This is a genomic window from Peristeroidobacter agariperforans (assembly GCF_004138335.1).
GTDB classification, from domain to species: domain Bacteria; phylum Pseudomonadota; class Gammaproteobacteria; order Steroidobacterales; family Steroidobacteraceae; genus Steroidobacter; species Steroidobacter agariperforans.
Genome location: NZ_RYFW01000002.1, coordinates 468,359 through 483,612, shown reverse-complemented (window position 1 = coordinate 483,612; position 15,254 = coordinate 468,359). Strand labels below are relative to the sequence as shown.

General features: G+C 61.7%; 13 protein-coding genes. 5 read left to right on the top strand and 8 right to left on the bottom strand.

Translation table 11 applies throughout. From position 1 onward, the window contains the following. Positions 1-15: 15 nt before the first annotated feature. Positions 16-510, bottom strand: coding sequence for a single-stranded DNA-binding protein (gene ssb, locus EK373_RS16065; protein ID WP_129644669.1), 495 nt, complete (start codon positions 508-510; stop codon positions 16-18). Between the two features lie 238 nt (positions 511-748). Between ssb and uvrA the strand changes: the two genes are divergently transcribed. Beyond that, positions 749-3,604 carry an excinuclease ABC subunit UvrA gene (uvrA, locus tag EK373_RS16060; protein ID WP_129644668.1) on the top strand — a complete coding sequence of 952 codons (2,856 nt, stop codon included), beginning with the start codon at positions 749-751 and terminating at the stop codon, positions 3,602-3,604. A gap of 6 nt (positions 3,605-3,610) precedes the next feature. On the opposite strand, the gene EK373_RS16055 is transcribed toward uvrA, so the two are convergent. The 5 genes from EK373_RS16055 to EK373_RS16035 all read right to left on the bottom strand — a co-directional run bounded on the left by EK373_RS16055 (position 3,611) and on the right by EK373_RS16035 (position 6,400). Next, positions 3,611-3,991 (bottom strand): VOC family protein, encoded by a 381-nt coding sequence (locus EK373_RS16055; RefSeq protein ID WP_129644666.1) that lies wholly within the window; start codon positions 3,989-3,991, stop codon positions 3,611-3,613. A gap of 21 nt (positions 3,992-4,012) precedes the next feature. After that, on the bottom strand, positions 4,013-4,486 hold the full coding sequence (locus EK373_RS16050; RefSeq protein WP_129644664.1) for a hypothetical protein: 474 nt from the start codon (positions 4,484-4,486) through the stop codon (positions 4,013-4,015). 75 nt (positions 4,487-4,561) lie between these two features. After that, complete coding sequence (locus EK373_RS16045; protein WP_129644662.1) at positions 4,562-5,359, bottom strand: TIGR00266 family protein; 798 nt, start codon at positions 5,357-5,359, stop codon at positions 4,562-4,564. Between the two features lie 84 nt (positions 5,360-5,443). Beyond that, a complete protein-coding gene (locus EK373_RS16040) occupies positions 5,444-5,956 on the bottom strand; it encodes a GNAT family N-acetyltransferase (RefSeq protein WP_129644660.1) in 513 nt (170 codons plus the stop codon). A 210-nt stretch (positions 5,957-6,166) separates the two neighbouring features. Beyond that, on the bottom strand, positions 6,167-6,400 hold the full coding sequence (locus EK373_RS16035; RefSeq protein WP_129644658.1) for a hypothetical protein: 234 nt from the start codon (positions 6,398-6,400) through the stop codon (positions 6,167-6,169). A gap of 170 nt (positions 6,401-6,570) precedes the next feature. On the opposite strand from EK373_RS16035, the gene EK373_RS16030 reads away from it, so the two are divergent. After that, on the top strand, positions 6,571-7,413 hold the full coding sequence (locus EK373_RS16030; protein ID WP_129644657.1) for a 2-keto-4-pentenoate hydratase: 843 nt from the start codon (positions 6,571-6,573) through the stop codon (positions 7,411-7,413). Positions 7,414-7,415: 2 nt separating this feature from the next. After that, on the top strand, positions 7,416-8,753 hold the full coding sequence (gene pepQ / locus EK373_RS16025) for a Xaa-Pro dipeptidase (RefSeq protein ID WP_129644655.1): 1,338 nt from the start codon (positions 7,416-7,418) through the stop codon (positions 8,751-8,753). Positions 8,754-9,204: 451 nt separating this feature from the next. Here the strand turns inward: pepQ and mscL are convergent, their stop codons facing one another. Both mscL and sthA read right to left on the bottom strand, forming a co-directional pair. Beyond that, positions 9,205-9,609, bottom strand: coding sequence for a large-conductance mechanosensitive channel protein MscL (gene mscL / locus EK373_RS16020; RefSeq protein WP_129644653.1), 405 nt, complete (start codon positions 9,607-9,609; stop codon positions 9,205-9,207). A 110-nt stretch (positions 9,610-9,719) separates the two neighbouring features. Further along, positions 9,720-11,111 carry a Si-specific NAD(P)(+) transhydrogenase gene (sthA, locus tag EK373_RS16015; RefSeq protein ID WP_129644651.1) on the bottom strand — a complete coding sequence of 464 codons (1,392 nt, stop codon included), beginning with the start codon at positions 11,109-11,111 and terminating at the stop codon, positions 9,720-9,722. 345 nt (positions 11,112-11,456) lie between these two features. Between sthA and EK373_RS16010 the strand changes: the two genes are divergently transcribed. Both EK373_RS16010 and EK373_RS16005 read left to right on the top strand, forming a co-directional pair. Continuing rightward, positions 11,457-13,961, top strand: coding sequence for a TonB-dependent receptor (locus EK373_RS16010; RefSeq protein ID WP_129644649.1), 2,505 nt, complete (start codon positions 11,457-11,459; stop codon positions 13,959-13,961). A 77-nt stretch (positions 13,962-14,038) separates the two neighbouring features. Further along, positions 14,039-15,022: an FAD:protein FMN transferase gene (locus EK373_RS16005; protein WP_129644647.1), complete on the top strand. Its 984-nt coding sequence runs from the start codon at positions 14,039-14,041 to the stop codon at positions 15,020-15,022. Positions 15,023-15,254 lie beyond the last annotated feature (232 nt).

The following is a 15,254-nucleotide window of genomic DNA, read 5'->3' as shown; positions in this document are numbered from 1 at the left end:
ACCGACAAGGAGCGTTTAGAACGGGATGTCGTCGTCGAAACCGCCACCGTCATCGGCCGGCGGGGGCGCCGAGCGCTCGTTCTGCTGAGGACGGGACGGGGCACGACGCGGCTGCTCATCGTCGCCGCCGAAGCCGCCACCGCCACCCCCACCGCCGCCGCCGCCTCCGCCACCGCGGCCACCCAGCATCTGCATGTTCTGGCCGATGATTTCGGTGGTGTAGCGGTCCTTACCTTCCTTGTCCTGCCACTTACGGGTGCGCAGCGAGCCTTCGATGTAGACCTGCGAGCCCTTGCGCAGGTACTCGGCCGCGATCTCGCCCAGCTTGTCGTAGAGGACGACCGAGTGCCACTCGGTGCGCTCCTGCATGTCGCCGGTCTGCTTGTCCTTCCAGGACTCGGAGGTGGCGATCCGGATGTTGGTGACGGCCTTGCCGCTGGGCATGTAGCGCGTGTCGGGGTCCGCTCCCAAATTGCCCACCAGAATGACTTTATTGATACCGCGCGCCATGACTAGCGAACCTCGAATTCAGGGAAGGCCGGGATTGTAAACAGGCCGCGCGGGGTTCGCAGAACATTCTCGACGGGCAAACTGCCAGTTATTCAGCGCACCGTTGCCGGCCGATTCGTGCTTGGCGCAGCGGCTTTCCGCCGGTCGCTAATTCATGCCGCTCCCTGACCAGGTTTTGCCCGAGGTTGACCGGCCCCGTATATTGAACGATCCCCTTTTGACGCCACGTACGGAATCCATGCCTTCCATCGTCATCCGCGGCGCCCGCACTCACAACCTGCGCAACATCGACCTCGAGCTGCCGCGGGACAAGCTGATCGTTTTCACCGGATTGTCCGGCTCGGGCAAATCGTCGCTCGCGTTCGACACGATTTACGCCGAGGGCCAGCGGCGCTATGTCGAGTCGCTCTCGGCCTACGCCCGTCAATTCCTGTCGATGATGGAAAAGCCCGACATCGATTCGATCGAAGGCCTGTCGCCCGCCATCGCCATCGAGCAGAAGTCGACGTCACACAATCCGAGGTCGACGGTCGGAACGGTCACCGAAATCTACGATCACCTGCGTCTGCTGTTCGCGCGCGTCGGCACGCCGCGCTGTCCCGATCACGGCGTCGATCTCGCCGCTCAGACGGTGAGTCAGATGGTCGATCAAGTGATGCGCTTGCCTGAAGGCACACCGATCCTGCTGCTCGCGCCGATGGTCGACGATCGCAAGGGCGAGCACGCGCAAGTGTTCGAACAATTGCGCGGCCAGGGTTTCGTGCGTGCGCGCGTCGATGGGCACGTCGTTGAGCTGGACGCGGTTCCCAAGCTCGATCCGAAGAAGAAACACAGCGTCGATGCGGTAGTCGATCGTTTGAAAGTGCGGGCCGACGTGGCGCAGCGCCTGGCGGAGTCGTTTGAAACGGCGCTGCGCATGGCCGACGGCGTCGCGCGCGTTTCATTCATGGACGATCCGAAGCGTGAGGAGCTGGTGTTCTCCGACAAGTTCGCCTGCACGGTCTGCGGTTACAGCATCGCCGACCTCGAGCCCAAGCTGTTCTCGTTCAACAACCCCTCGGGCGCTTGCGCCACCTGCTCGGGCTTGGGTGTCCAGCAATTCTTCGATCCGGGTCGAGTGATTCATCATCCGAATCTATCGATCGCCGGCGGCGCGATTCGCGGCTGGGATCGACGCAATGCCTATTACTTCGCGCTCATGCAATCGCTGTCGAAGCACTACAAGTTCGACGTCGAGGAGCCCTGGGAGGAGCTGCCGGCCAAGAGCCGCAAGATCGTGCTCTACGGCAGCGGCGAAGAGAAGATCGATTTCAAATACGTCAATGCCCAAGGCGGCACGCTGCGCCGTTCTCACAAATGGGAAGGCGTGATCCCGAATCTGGAGCGGCGCTATCGCGAGACCGAGTCGGTCGCCGTTCGCGAGGAGCTTTCCAAGTATCTCAGCAATCAGCCCTGCCCTGACTGCAGTGGCACGCGTTTGAATCGCGCCGCGCGCAATGTGTTCGTTGCCGAGCGGAGTTTGCCGGACCTGGCAAGGCTCGCGGTCGCCGATGCATTGAGCTTCAGCTCGGATTTGAAGCTCGAAGGCTGGCGCGGCGAGATCGCGGGCAAGATCATCAAGGAGATCGGCGAGCGGCTGCGCTTTCTCAGCGATGTCGGCCTGGATTATCTGACGCTGGATCGCAGCGCCGACACTCTGTCCGGCGGCGAAGCGCAGCGCATTCGTCTCGCGAGTCAGATCGGCTCGGGCCTGGTCGGTTGTATGTACATCCTCGACGAGCCTTCGATTGGCTTGCACCAGCGTGACAACGACCGGCTGCTGCTGACGTTGAACCGGCTGCGCGATTTAGGAAACACCGTGCTGGTCGTCGAGCACGACGAGGACGCCATTCGCCATGCCGATCACGTCGTCGACCTCGGCCCGGGCGCTGGCGTACACGGTGGCCTGGTCATCGCACAAGGCACGCCGGCGGAAATCGCCGCGGACGCGCAGTCGATCACGGGTCAATACCTTTCAGGCAAACGCGAGATCGCGATTCCGGCGATGCGCACGCCCCTGCAGGAAGGTCGCCATCTGCGCATCGTCAACGCGCGCGGCAATAACTTGAAAGGCGTAACGGTCGACATCCCGCTTGGCGTGATGACGTGCGTGACCGGCGTGTCGGGCTCGGGCAAGTCGACGCTCGTGAACGACACGTTGTATCAATTCGTCGCGCGTCAGTTGAACGATGCTTCGACAGATCCGGCGCCGAGCGATGGCGTCGAAGGCTTGGACGAGATCGATCGCGTCATCGACATCGACCAGAGTCCTATCGGCCGTACCCCGCGATCCAATCCGGCAACGTACACCGGTTTGTTTACTCCGATTCGCGACATCTTCGCCGGCGTTCCGGAAGCACGCGCGCGGGGCTATGAAGCGGGTCGCTTCAGCTTCAACGTCAAAGGCGGCCGTTGTGAAGCTTGCCAGGGCGACGGCGTCATCAAAGTGGAAATGCACTTCCTGCCGGACGTGTACGTGCCTTGCGATGTTTGTAAAGGCAAACGCTACAACCGCGAGACGCTGGAGATTCGCTACAAGGGCAAGAACATCAACGAAGTGCTGGAGATGACGGTCGAGGACGCGCTGGAGTTCTTCCGCCACGCTCCGGTGATCGCTCCGAAGCTGCAGACGTTGATGGATGTCGGCCTGTCCTATATCCGCCTGGGCCAGAACGCCACGACTCTGTCCGGCGGTGAAGCGCAGCGCGTGAAGCTGGCCAAAGAACTATCGAAGCGCTCGACGGGCCGCACGCTTTATATCCTGGACGAACCCACGACCGGCCTGCACTTCTTCGATATCGAGCAGTTGCTCGGCGTGCTGCACCGTCTGCGCGATGAAGGCAACACGATCGTGGTCATCGAACACAATCTCGACGTCATCAAGACCGCCGACTGGATCATCGACCTCGGCCCGGAAGGCGGCGGCGGTGGCGGCACGATCGTGGCTACCGGAACACCGGAGCAGATCGCTCAGGTCAAGAACTCTTACACGGGTAAATATCTGAAGCCGATTCTGGAGAAGAAGAAGCAGCCGGCGGTGCGCAAGCGGGCTTGAGCCCGCTCAATCCCACCGGTTTGCGTTCTTCGGCCATCCGGGCCGCTGTACGCGCACGACGCAGAATCGTTGCCCGGTCGGCGCCTGCATCACGACCCAGCGCTCCAGCCGGTTCACCACGGTCGCGCCCAGCTTTTCCAGCCGCGCCACTTCAGCAGGGATATCGTCCGTTTCGATATCGATATGAACCCTGCTCTCGTGGTCCACGCGCTGGATTTCCACGATGGGCTCGTCCGGCGGCGTCGCCAACATGCGGTAGTTGCCACGAGTTGCCGGGTGATTGGTATCGACCGGGCGGCCCAATGCGCTCGCCCAGAAACTCGCGGCCTGATCGACGTCAGGCGTATTGCAGTCGATGAGTACCGCGCAAAGCCGTGAATGGTGCATGACTCCTCCTCGAGCCCGAGATCATTCATTCTCGACGATCTTGACGTCATAGTACGCCTCGCCCTCGCGGGGCCATTTGCACTTTGACGATCCCTGGCGGGGCTCGAGCACCACCGTCAGCGGGCGGCTGAATCTCTGGGTCTCGGCGGATGCAATCGCCCGGTAGCCTGCTTTCTCGACACAATAGCGCCATCCGTACCAACTCGAGCCGTCCGGCAACAGTATTTCCATTTGCCAATCGCCGCGTCGTGGAATCGACACCGTGCCGGCGGCGTCGGTTTGGTACGGAACGAGCTTCGTAGTAGCGGGTACGGCGCGCGGGTACCGATAGGTCGCAAGAGTGAACGTTGCGCCTTGCACGGGTCGCCCGGCCGAATCCAGCACGACGACATCCACTCGGGGTTGAACCGTTCGGAACGCAGGATAGCAGCCGGCGAGCCAGAGCATCGAGCCGAGGGCAAGTGCGGTTTGTCGAAAACCTAGGGTTACTTCCATTGTGGCTTTGCCCAGGAAGATCGAATGGCTGTGATGTTCCGGCGACCGTGCGTTTATCGACGATCACAATTCGAGTTAGCTATTGTCGCCGTCCAGAAGCCCGCCCAGCGACCCGAGCACAGAGCCTTCGCCGACCTGGCGACCGCCGGCCGCAGGCGCGGAAGCGATGATGCGATTGGCGAGACGTGACAAAGGCAGAGACTGCAACCAAACGCGGCCCGGCCCGGTAAGGGTCGCGAAGAACAAGCCTTCGCCGGAGAACAGCGCGCTCTTCAGTTTGCCGACATACTGGATGTCGAAGTCGACGCTGGGCTCGAGCGCGACGATACAACCGGTATCGACGCGCAGCCGCTCACCTGGCTGCAAATCGCGCATCATCAACGTGCCGCCGGCGTGCACGAACACCAGACCGTCGCCGTCGAGCTTCTGCATGATGAAGCCTTCCCCGCCGAACAGCCCTGCACCGAGTCGACGTTGAAATGCAATGCCGAGCGACACACCGCGCGCTCCGCACAGGAAGCTGTCTTTCTGGCAGATCAAAGTTCCGCCAACTTCGGACAGCTTCACGGCGATGATCTTGCCCGGGTACGGCGCCGCGAACGCCACGCGGCGCTTGGCCCGCGCCTCGTTGTGAAATATCGTCGTAAACAGCGACTCGCCTGTGACCAGGCGCTTGCCGGCGCCGAGCAGCTTGCCGAACAGGCCGCCCTGCTGAGCGGAGCCGTCGCCGAAGACGGTATCCATCTCGATACCGTCTTGCATCATCATCATCGCGCCCGCCTCGCCGATCGCCGCTTCGCCGGGATCGAGCTCGATCTCCACGTACTGCATGTCATCGCCGAAGATCTCGTAGTCCACCACATCCATCGCCATCGAAAGCTCTCCGCCCGGGAAGGTCCCCATAGGATAGCTGATGACAACTATGAGAGCGCCGCGGCGGACTTCGCAGCGACAGGATCAGCGGACGCGCTGACGATTCGTGGACGTGAATGTCTGGCGCACTTCTCCGTGCGCGACTTTTTCCTGAAACTTTCCGCCGGTGTACTCCAGCAGGATGGCGCGCCAGAAACCGACGGCGGCTTTGTTGTGCAGGAACTCCGTGATCTCCCAACTGCCCGCGAAGCGGTTGAAGATCAGATTCGCGGCATCCCGGCCAATGCCCAGCCGCCGCGACTTCAAGGCGATGAAAAACTCCGCCATGCGGAAGTCCACTTGATCGCGCCGATTCCGAGCTGGGCGGCTGACGAGCGCGAAGCCTGCCGGCTGCTCGTTCTTCAAAATGATCAATGGGTAGGAGCTGTCGTCGGCGAACCAGCGCGCCATGAGCTCCGTCTGCACCTCACGGGTGGCCGGGAACACGCCGGTGTTCATGCTCATGAGCGACAGGTCTTCCAGGTACTCCGGATATTGAGCCTGGATCCACTGACGGTCGCGTGGAGAATTCAAAGCATCGCGAATACTGACGGGCACGGCTTGCTGGCGATTCCCTTGCCACCTCCGCTGATCGAGAGTTTCAATCCTTAGATTACAGTACTGCCGATTCACAGTCGCCGATATCGGTGATCCCCACTGCTGGCGGATCCGGGCGACCCTCAAAACGACAACGGGCGGGAAAACCCGCCCGTTGTTCGTGGCAAGTCGGGAACGGATTGGAAATCCGCCCCCGCGAGCCAGGCTCGATTACTGAGCCGGGGGCGGCGTGGTCTCGCCAGCCGGCGCCGTGGCGCTGTCGGCAGGAGCAGCTTCGGCCGGAGCAGTGGCGTCAGCCGGAGGAGCAGCCTCGGCAGCAGGAGCTTCGGCAGCAGGAGCCTCGGCGGCAGGAGCAGCGGCTTCGGCCGGAGCCTCTTCCTTCTTGGCGCAAGCAGCGAGCGACAGCGACAACGCCAGAGCGGCGAGGATCATCTTTGTGTTCATGTGAACGATCACCCCAATGTGATGTAGGTTGATTGAACAGCAACGGATCGAGCGGCTCGCGCCACCGTTCCAATGCGGCGGCGGGAGTCTAAGATGTTTCACTAACGTTTGAAACAGCCACGCAACATTGAGCAGCGTCGTCGCTGCACGAAGACATCTAACAAACACACATGAAAACCAGAGCCGCGTGCAACCTCGCGTCGATGTCATTGATCTGTATCGTGCTCAGCGCGTGCAGTTCGCCGGAGCGTCGCGTCGTTGACGAAATAGTGACATCATGGCGCGAGCAGCGCGCGTTACCGAACATTGACGAAACATTGACAATTGATTCCGCGTATCGCGTGCAAACGCGCAGCGTGCGGGAAAGATTGAATGGCGCGCGTCCAGCGGGATTCAAAGCAGGACTTACATCCGCGCCGGCGCAGGCACGCTTCAAGACCAACGATGCTGTGGCAGGCGTGCTGTTCGAGCAAGGTTCATTGCCATCCGCAAGCACAGTGAGCCTGCACGAACTACGCGGCCTGCACATCGAAGTCGAGATCGCCATGCGCCTCGGCACGCGGATCGATCGGCCCTTGCCGGATGTAGCGGCTCTGCGCGCGCACATAGACGGCATCGGCGCCGCGATCGAGCTCCCCAATCTCGATTACACACAGCCGCAGGCACTCGATGGCATCGACATCGTCGCCACCAACGTCGCTGCAGCGAAATACATCGTCGGCGAGTTCGCTTCGCCTCAACGGCGCGATCCGAATTCGACAGACGTTCGACTCGTGTGCAACGGCAAAGAGATGTTCACCGGCAGGGGCACCGACTCGCTTGGCGACCAGTGGCGCGCCGCGCTGTTCCTGGTGAACAAGATGGTCGAGCAAGGTTGGCAACTCGAGCCCGGGCAAATCCTGCTCACCGGCTCGCTGGGTAGGATGCTGCCGGGCACGACAGGGCACTGCGTCGCCAGCTACCATTCGGGCTCTGCGCAATGGGCCTCGCTCGAGGTCAACGTGACGGAATGACCATGAACGTCCAATCCACCGCTTCGCTGCGAGCTTCGTACACGGCACACCTGCAGATTCAGCGCCGCCACACCGATGACGCGCTCGCCGCCACCGGCTTCGACGCCCTGGCGATCTATGCGGGCGGTCTGCACATGCAATTCCTGGATGACCAGCCCTACCCGTTCAAGCCGAATCCGCACTTCCGCTTGTGGACTCCGCTCGCGGAGCCCGCCGACTGCTGGATCGTGTATCGCCCCCGACAGCGCTTGCAACTCGTGTTCCTGCAGCCGGTGGACTATTGGTACAAGCCGCCCGAGATGCCGAACGATTTCTGGACCGATCAGTTCGACATCAAAATCATTCGTGAAGCCTCGGAGGCGAAGGCACACATCGCTGGCGTGTCTCGCTGCGCATTCGTCGGTGAATGGCGCGAAGAATTCACGGACTGGGGCTTCACCGGCCGCAATCCCGAAGCGCTGATGCACCGGCTGCACTACGTGCGCGCGTTCAAGACGGAATATGAGCTCGAGTGCATGCGTCGCGCATCGCGCGCGGCTGCGCGCGGTCACAAAGCAGCAGAAGCTGCGTTTCGGGCCGGCGGCTCCGAGTATGAGCTAAACATGGCTTATATCCGCGCGACGGGGCAGACAGAGAACGAGCTGCCCTACCCGAATATCGTCTGCCTCAACGTGAACTCAGCGGTTCTGCACTACCAAAATCAGGAGCGCACGGCGCCTGCGCAGTTGCGTTCCTTTTTGATCGACGCCGGCGCGCAGTTTCACGGCTATGCGGCGGATATCACGCGCACGTATTCACGAGAGAACGATGAGTTCGCCGCGTTGATCAGGGCGATGGATAGCGAGCAGCAGGGTTTGTGCAGTGAAGTGCGAGCGGGCGTCGACTACGCTGACATTCATCTCAGTGCGCACCGGCGCATCGCGAAGATCCTGCGTGAGTTCGATGTGATCAAAGTTGCGCCGGACGAGGCGGTCGCGAGTGGGCTGAGCAGCGTGTTCTTCCCGCACGGGATCGGGCATCTGTTGGGGCTGCAGGTCCACGATGTCGCTGGCTTCACGGTGACACCGGACGGCAAACAGAAGGCGCGTCCGCAAGGCCATCCTTATCTGCGCCTGACCCGCACGCTCGAGCCAGGCTTCGTCGTGACAATCGAGCCCGGCCTGTATTTCATCGAGCAGTTGCTGGCGAAGGCGCGCACGTCGCCGCTCGGCAAAGACATCAACTGGCAGCAGGTCGAAATGTTCAAGCCGTTTGGCGGTCTTCGTATCGAAGATAACGTCGCCGCGACGACTGGCGAACCGGAGAATCTGACACGCCCCGCGTTCGCTGCCGCGAACTAAAACCGTTTGGCAGGAAAAGAGAACGCCACGTTCCAGCTCGCAACGCGAAAGTGCCCTCGATACGTGAGGCATCCAGTCGCGCATCTTCGAGCTGGGGAAAGGTGGGGTCTCGGGAAGTTCGCAACCGCGGTGACTCGGCCACCGCCGCCATTCGAGCAAGCCGTTGCACGTTGTCAGTACCGAAGCGGACGCGCGTTGCAGCTCGCAGCGCGTTAGCGCGCAGCGAGCGATACCGACAGTGAAACGGCAGCTGACCAAATCGTGCGGCAGCCATCGAAGACTTACAGCGACAGTGAAGACGCTCGCGAGTTTCCCGAGACCCTCCACCTACGCCCCAGCTCTGCCGACATGCTGCGCGCAACGCGAAGCGACAGCGCGAAGCGAATAACCCCAAGGCAGTCCCACAGGCAGCGCGCAACCGCGTCAGCGGCAACGCGCGTCAGCGCCGCTCTTAACGCTGCTGTTTGAGCAGATCGCGAATTTCCTCGAGCAACACTTCCTGGCGAGGTGGCGCCGGCGGCGCGGCGGATTTGGCTTCCTCGGCTCGGCGCAGGCGATTGATCAATTTGACGAGCATGAAGATCGCCAGGGCGACGATGATGAAATCGAACGTCGCTTGCAGGAATACTCCGTAACGCAGGGTTACCGGCTCGGCGCCTTCCCGAATGGCCGGCATGGTGATCGCGAGCTTGGTGAAATCCACGCCGCCGATGATGTAGCCGAGCGGCGGCGTCACTACGTCGCTGACCAGCGAGCTGACGATCTTGCCGAACGCGGCGCCAATGATGATACCGACGGCCATGTCGACCACGTTGCCCTTGACGGCGAATTCCCGGAATTCCTTGACGAAGCTCATAGCCACCTCGATTGGAGTTGTTAGCGCAACGCGACGATACGCCAGTTGAGCTGAAGAATGTAATCGCGGCCGGCCGGTGCGCCCGCCGACGGATTTAGAATCTGTCCCTGTTACGTCAGCCGGTTGATGCCGTTATACGCCGCGACCCGATACGCCTCTGCCATGGTCGGATAGTTGAACGTGGTCTGGGTGAAGTAACGAATGTCGTTGTTCGAGCTGGCCATCACCGTCTGGCCGATGTGCACGATCTCCGAAGCGTTGTCGCCGAAGCAGTGCACGCCCAGCACCTGCATGGTCTCGGCGTGGAAAATGATCTTCAGCACGCCGACGCGCTCATCCGTCATCTGCGCTCGCGCCAGGTTCTTGAACGAGCAGTGACCGACTTCGTACGGCACCTTCGCTTCCTGCAGCTCGCGCTCGGTGCGGCCGATCGAGGAAATCTCCGGGATGGTGTAGATGCCGCTCGGAATGGTCGCGGTGCTATGGGGCGCGATCGACGGATCGAGCATGTGTTGTACGGCGTGGGAACCCTGCACGTACGCAGCGCTGGCCAGCGCCGGCGGTCCGACAATATCACCCACTGCGTAGATGTGAGCCAGCCCGGTCTGATAGTGCTGATTCACTTCGATCTGACCGCGGCTGTTGGCTTTCAAGCCGATGCGGTCGAGCTTGAGCTTGTCGGAATTGCCGGTGCGGCCGTTCGCCCACAGCAGCAGATCCGATTTGATCTTGCGGCCCGATTCGAGGTGCAGCACTACGTCGCGCTCGCGCGCTTCCAGTGCCTTGAATTGCTCATTATGACGGATCACGCAGCCCTGCTCGCGCAGGTGATATGACAAAGCTTCGGCGATTTCATCGTCGAGGAACGACAGCAAGCGATCCTGAGTATTGACCAGCGTGACCTTCGCGCCTAAGTTGATGAAGATCGAGGCGTACTCACAACCAATAACTCCCGCACCATAGATGGTCACGGAGAACGGATGCTGGTCGTAGCGCAGGATGGAATCGCTATCTCGAATGCGTTCGTGGCTGAAGTCCACCTCGGGTGGATGGTAGGGCCGCGAGCCTGCGGCTATGACGATGTGCTTGCCGCTGATCCGCGTCGGCTTGCCGGTCGGCGGCTGGATCTCCAGCGTGTTCGCATCCACGAAGCTCGCCTCGCCGAACAACACCGGAACGCGATTGCGTTCATAAAAGCGCCGGCGACTCGCCACCTGCGCCTCGATCACTTTGCCCGCCGAGGCCAGCAGCTGCGGATAGGTCAGTTTCGAGGCGTCGTGAAACTCACGCAGCAATGGATTGCGCCGCAGGTCATGGAGGATCTTCACCGCGTGGCGCAGGGCCTTGCTGGGGATGGTGCCCCAATGCGTACAACCGCCGCCCACTTCGAAGTAGCGCTCGACGATGGCGACGCTGCGATGACTCTTGGCAGCTGTCAGCGCCGCGCCCTCGCCGGCCGGACCGCTGCCTATGACCACGACATCAAACTGTTCAGTCGCCATGCTCGTTACCAGACTCAAAGTTTCGAGCCCTGCATCATCCCCGACTCGTTGTCGGGGAACAACAGCCCAGTCCTGCAGAACGCAACAAGATCGCCCATGGTTCGCGCGGCGTTCGGGGGTAGCCCGGACTGCACGGCGCTATCTCCGAATATCCCGGCCCGCAACCGGCATGTTTGAATCATTTTGGTGCTCAAGTGGACGTTGCTTTTATGCAAAGTCTCTTTCAACGGCGCTCCGAACTCAGTAGTCTTCGCGTGCTGGGTATCAACAGCGGGCCGATCAGCCCCGCCATGACAAGTTCTCAATCTGGACCTAGAGATAGTTGGATCTAAACAAGGGGGATCCATGAAAGATCGAAGTGTGCTGCTGCGCCGAGCAGTGGTGGGTGCATTGGCTCTGATAACAGTGCCTGCGTTTGGCCAGCAAGCCACGGAGCAGCAGCAGGATACGCGCACGATCGATACCATCATCGTGACCGCGCAGAAACGTGAACAAAGCCTGCAGGACGTGCCGATCGTGGTGACCGCGATCTCCGAGCAGCTGTTGCAGGATACCGGCGTCAAAGACATCAAAGATCTGACGCTTCTCACGCCCGGGCTGTTGGTCACGTCGACGTCGAACGAGTCGGTCACTACCGCTCGTATCCGAGGCATCGGCACCGTCGGCGATAACGCCGGCCTGGAATCGTCGGTCGGTGTGGTCATCGACGGCGTTTATCGGCCGCGCAACGGCGTGGGCTTCGGCGACCTCGGCGAGCTGGAGCGCATCGAGGTGCTGAAAGGTCCCCAAGGCACGCTGTTCGGCAAGAACACCTCGGCCGGCGTGATCAACGTCGTGACCAAGCGGCCCTCGTTCGACTTCGGCGCCAACGTCGAGCTCACTGCCGGCGATTACGGCGCGATGGAAGGCGCGGCCTCGGTGACAGGCCCCTTCTCCGATAAAGTGGCCGGACGTTTGTATGTCGCCTCTCGCGAGCGCGATGGGTTCCTCGACGTGGTGCGTGGCCCCGGGCCGCGCACCGAAGACGAAGACGTCGATCGCAAGTTCAAGACCGCACGCGGTCAGTTGCTGTTCCAGCCGAGCGAAGCGCTGGATATCCGCTTGACTGCCGATTACACCGATCGCGACGAAAACTGCTGCGCGGCTCCGCAAGCGGTGCTGACGCCGGTGGCCGGCGTGCTCGCCGTGCTGAATGCGTTGTCGCCTGGCTCATTCCGCAACCCTGCGGATCCGTTCGATCGCGTCGCGTACTCGAACCGCTCGACCAAGCAGGAAGTCGAGGACAAGGGCGCGTCGATGGAGATCAATTGGGATCTCGAAGCGCTCGGCGGCGCGACCGCCACGTCGATCACCGCGTGGCGCGATTGGGAAACCATCAATGGCCAGGACGCCGACTTCACCACGGTCGACATTCTGTATCGCAACCCGGACGGCAACTTCGGCAACTCGTTCGAACAGCTGACTCAAGAGTTCCGCCTCGCCGGCGACAGCGAAAAGTTCAGCTGGCTGGTCGGCCTGTTCTACGCCAACGAAGATCTGGACTCGCGCGATCAACTGATTCAGGGCACGCAGTTCCAGCAGTACTTCGTCGGCCTGACTGGCGGCCCGATCCCGCAAAACCCGATCGCCGCCCTGCCGCCCGGCGCTTATCCGGCCAATGGCGCGACCCGCGACGTGTATGAGCAGGAGTCGAAGAACTGGGCGCTGTTCACCAACAACAGCATCCGCTTCACCGAGGCGCTGGAGCTCACTCTGGGCCTGCGTTACACCGATGAATCGAAGGACCTCGACTCGCAGTATCGAAACGAGCACAGCGGCCTGGGTTGCACGCTCCTGCGCAACAGCGCTGCGCTGAGGGCCGCAGCGTCCGGGCAAGCCGGAGCCGTCGCCCAAGGGCAGGCACTGACCATCTACGGCATCGGCTGCAGCGTCACGTACGCCGATCCGATCTTCGGCAACGTCGATACCTCGCAGTCACTCGATGAAGAGGAATGGAGCGGCACCGCCAAGCTCGCGTATCGCTTCACCGACGACGTGATGTCGTATCTGTCGTTCGCTCGGGGCTACAAGGCCGGCGGTTTCAATTTGTACCGCGAGCGCAATGGCATCTTCTTCCTCCCGGCCGGCGCGCCGGGCGGCCCGACGGTCGATACCGATACGAGCTTCGACCGCGAACTCGTGGACTCGTACGAGTTGGGCGTGAAGACGCAGTGGGCTGACAACAGCCTGCTGGTGAACGGCGCCGTGTTCTACCAGGACTACACCGACTTCCAGCTCAACACCTTCACCGGTCTGCAGTTCATCGTGACTTCGCTGCCGCAGGTGGTGTCGCAAGGCGTGGATGTCGACTTCGTGTGGTACACGCCGCTCGAGCAGCTGAGCTTCCAGGGCGGTGTGACGTACGCCGACACGCAGATCGAAGACTTCGGCGGCCCGGCGAATCTGGCGTTCTTCCGCCCCGAGCGTGAAGACGACACGCTGTCGTTCGCGCCGGAAATTTCGGCGAGCCTGTCGGCGACTTACGAGCAGCCGATCGGCAATAGCCTGCTCTTCCGCGGCAACATCGGTGCGCGCTACACGTCGGAGTACAACACGGGCTCCAACCTGGATCCGCGCAAGATGCAGGACGCGATGACGCTGGTGAATCTGCGCCTGGGCTTCGGCGCGGCCGACGAGAAGTGGATGGTCGAGCTGTGGTCGCTGAACGTGACGGACGAGGAGTACTACCAAGTGCTGTTCGACGCCACGTTGCAGGGCTCTTCGACCGCGGCCGGCGCTTCGCAGAGCACACTCAACGGGTTCTTGGGCGCGCCGCGGACCTACGGCGTGACGGCCCGGTTCAAGTTCTAATAAGCACGACAAAAGCTCTCGCAGGAGCAAGGGCGGCTGTAACCAGCCGCCCTTTTCTTTTGCGCTACCATGCTCGGATGAAACACCTGCTGTCGACAGTCCTGGCACTCTTGATCCTCGCTCAACCGGCGCGGGCCGAATGGATGGAGCGCGTCGAGGACGGAATCATGGGAACGCGCATCGTCGTGGAGCTGTGGGCCACCGACAAGGCGCAAGGCAACGCCGCCATCGAGGCCGTGCTCGCGGAAATGCGGCGTGTCGATGAGGCGATGAGCACTTACAAGCCGACCAGCGAACTGTCCATCGTCAACGCGCAGGCCGCTCGGGAGCCGATCAAGATTTCTGCCGAGCTGTTCGATCTGCTCGCCACCGCGCTCGACTACTCTCGCGTCACCGACGGCGCGTTCGATATCACTTATGCGAGCGTCGGCTACATGTATGACTTCCGGAAGCATGTGCATCCGGATGAGAAACAAATCGCCGGCGCCTTGCCGGGCATCAACTACCGGCACGTCGAGCTGGATAAGAAAAACAGCACCGTGCACTTCGCCCGCCCTGGCGTGCGTATCGATTTGGGCGGCATCGGCAAAGGCCACGCGGTCGATCGGGGTATCGCCATCCTGCAGGCGCGAGGCATCGACCATGCGCTCGTCACGGCAGGTGGCGATAGTCGAATCATCGGCGACCGTTTCGGTCAGCCGTGGGTCGTGGGTATTCGCCATCCGGACCGGAAAGATGAAGTGATTGCGCGAATTCCGCTCGAAGATGCGGCGCTCTCGACATCGGGCGATTACGAACGTTACTTCGACGAGAACGGCGTGCGCTATCACCACATCATCGACCCGAAGACGGGTCGCTCGGCGAGCAAGGTTCGCAGCGCGACGATCATTGGCCCGACCGCCACTGGCACCGATGGGCTCTCTAAGACAGCGTTTGTTTTGGGGCCGGAGCAGGCAATCGAAATATATAACCGGTTGGATGATATCGATGCGGTGCTGGTGACGCCGGAAGGCAAAGTGCTGTACACGAAAGGCCTGGCTCCTCCCGACACAGCAAAATAAACGAGTCCTTCGCGCCGGCTCGGCAGGGAGACAGGGAGCCGAGCGGGCACTACTGCCGTTGGGATGGAGGCAGGTTGCAATGAAAAAGGCCCTCTCGATTGCTCGAGAAGGCCTTCGGTATCGACAGTCGAGGCGAAGTTACTTCTTCGCAGCAGCCTTCTTCTTGGCGCCGCCAGCCTTCTTCTTCGGCGTGGCAGTCTTCTTGGCGCTCTTCTTGGCAGCAGCAGCTTCG

Coding starts and splice junctions, on each gene's coding strand:
- ssb (WP_129644669.1), bottom strand. CDS start 510: ATGGCGCGCGGTATCAATAAAGTCATTCTGGTGGGCAATTTGGGAGCG.
- uvrA (WP_129644668.1), top strand. CDS start 749: ATGCCTTCCATCGTCATCCGCGGCGCCCGCACTCACAACCTGCGCAAC.
- EK373_RS16055 (WP_129644666.1), bottom strand. CDS start 3,991: ATGCACCATTCACGGCTTTGCGCGGTACTCATCGACTGCAATACGCCT.
- EK373_RS16050 (WP_129644664.1), bottom strand. CDS start 4,486: ATGGAAGTAACCCTAGGTTTTCGACAAACCGCACTTGCCCTCGGCTCG.
- EK373_RS16045 (WP_129644662.1), bottom strand. CDS start 5,359: ATGGCGATGGATGTGGTGGACTACGAGATCTTCGGCGATGACATGCAG.
- EK373_RS16035 (WP_129644658.1), bottom strand. CDS start 6,400: ATGAACACAAAGATGATCCTCGCCGCTCTGGCGTTGTCGCTGTCGCTC.
- EK373_RS16030 (WP_129644657.1), top strand. CDS start 6,571: ATGAAAACCAGAGCCGCGTGCAACCTCGCGTCGATGTCATTGATCTGT.
- pepQ (WP_129644655.1), top strand. CDS start 7,416: ATGAACGTCCAATCCACCGCTTCGCTGCGAGCTTCGTACACGGCACAC.
- mscL (WP_129644653.1), bottom strand. CDS start 9,609: ATGAGCTTCGTCAAGGAATTCCGGGAATTCGCCGTCAAGGGCAACGTG.
- sthA (WP_129644651.1), bottom strand. CDS start 11,111: ATGGCGACTGAACAGTTTGATGTCGTGGTCATAGGCAGCGGTCCGGCC.
- EK373_RS16010 (WP_129644649.1), top strand. CDS start 11,457: ATGAAAGATCGAAGTGTGCTGCTGCGCCGAGCAGTGGTGGGTGCATTG.
- EK373_RS16005 (WP_129644647.1), top strand. CDS start 14,039: ATGAAACACCTGCTGTCGACAGTCCTGGCACTCTTGATCCTCGCTCAA.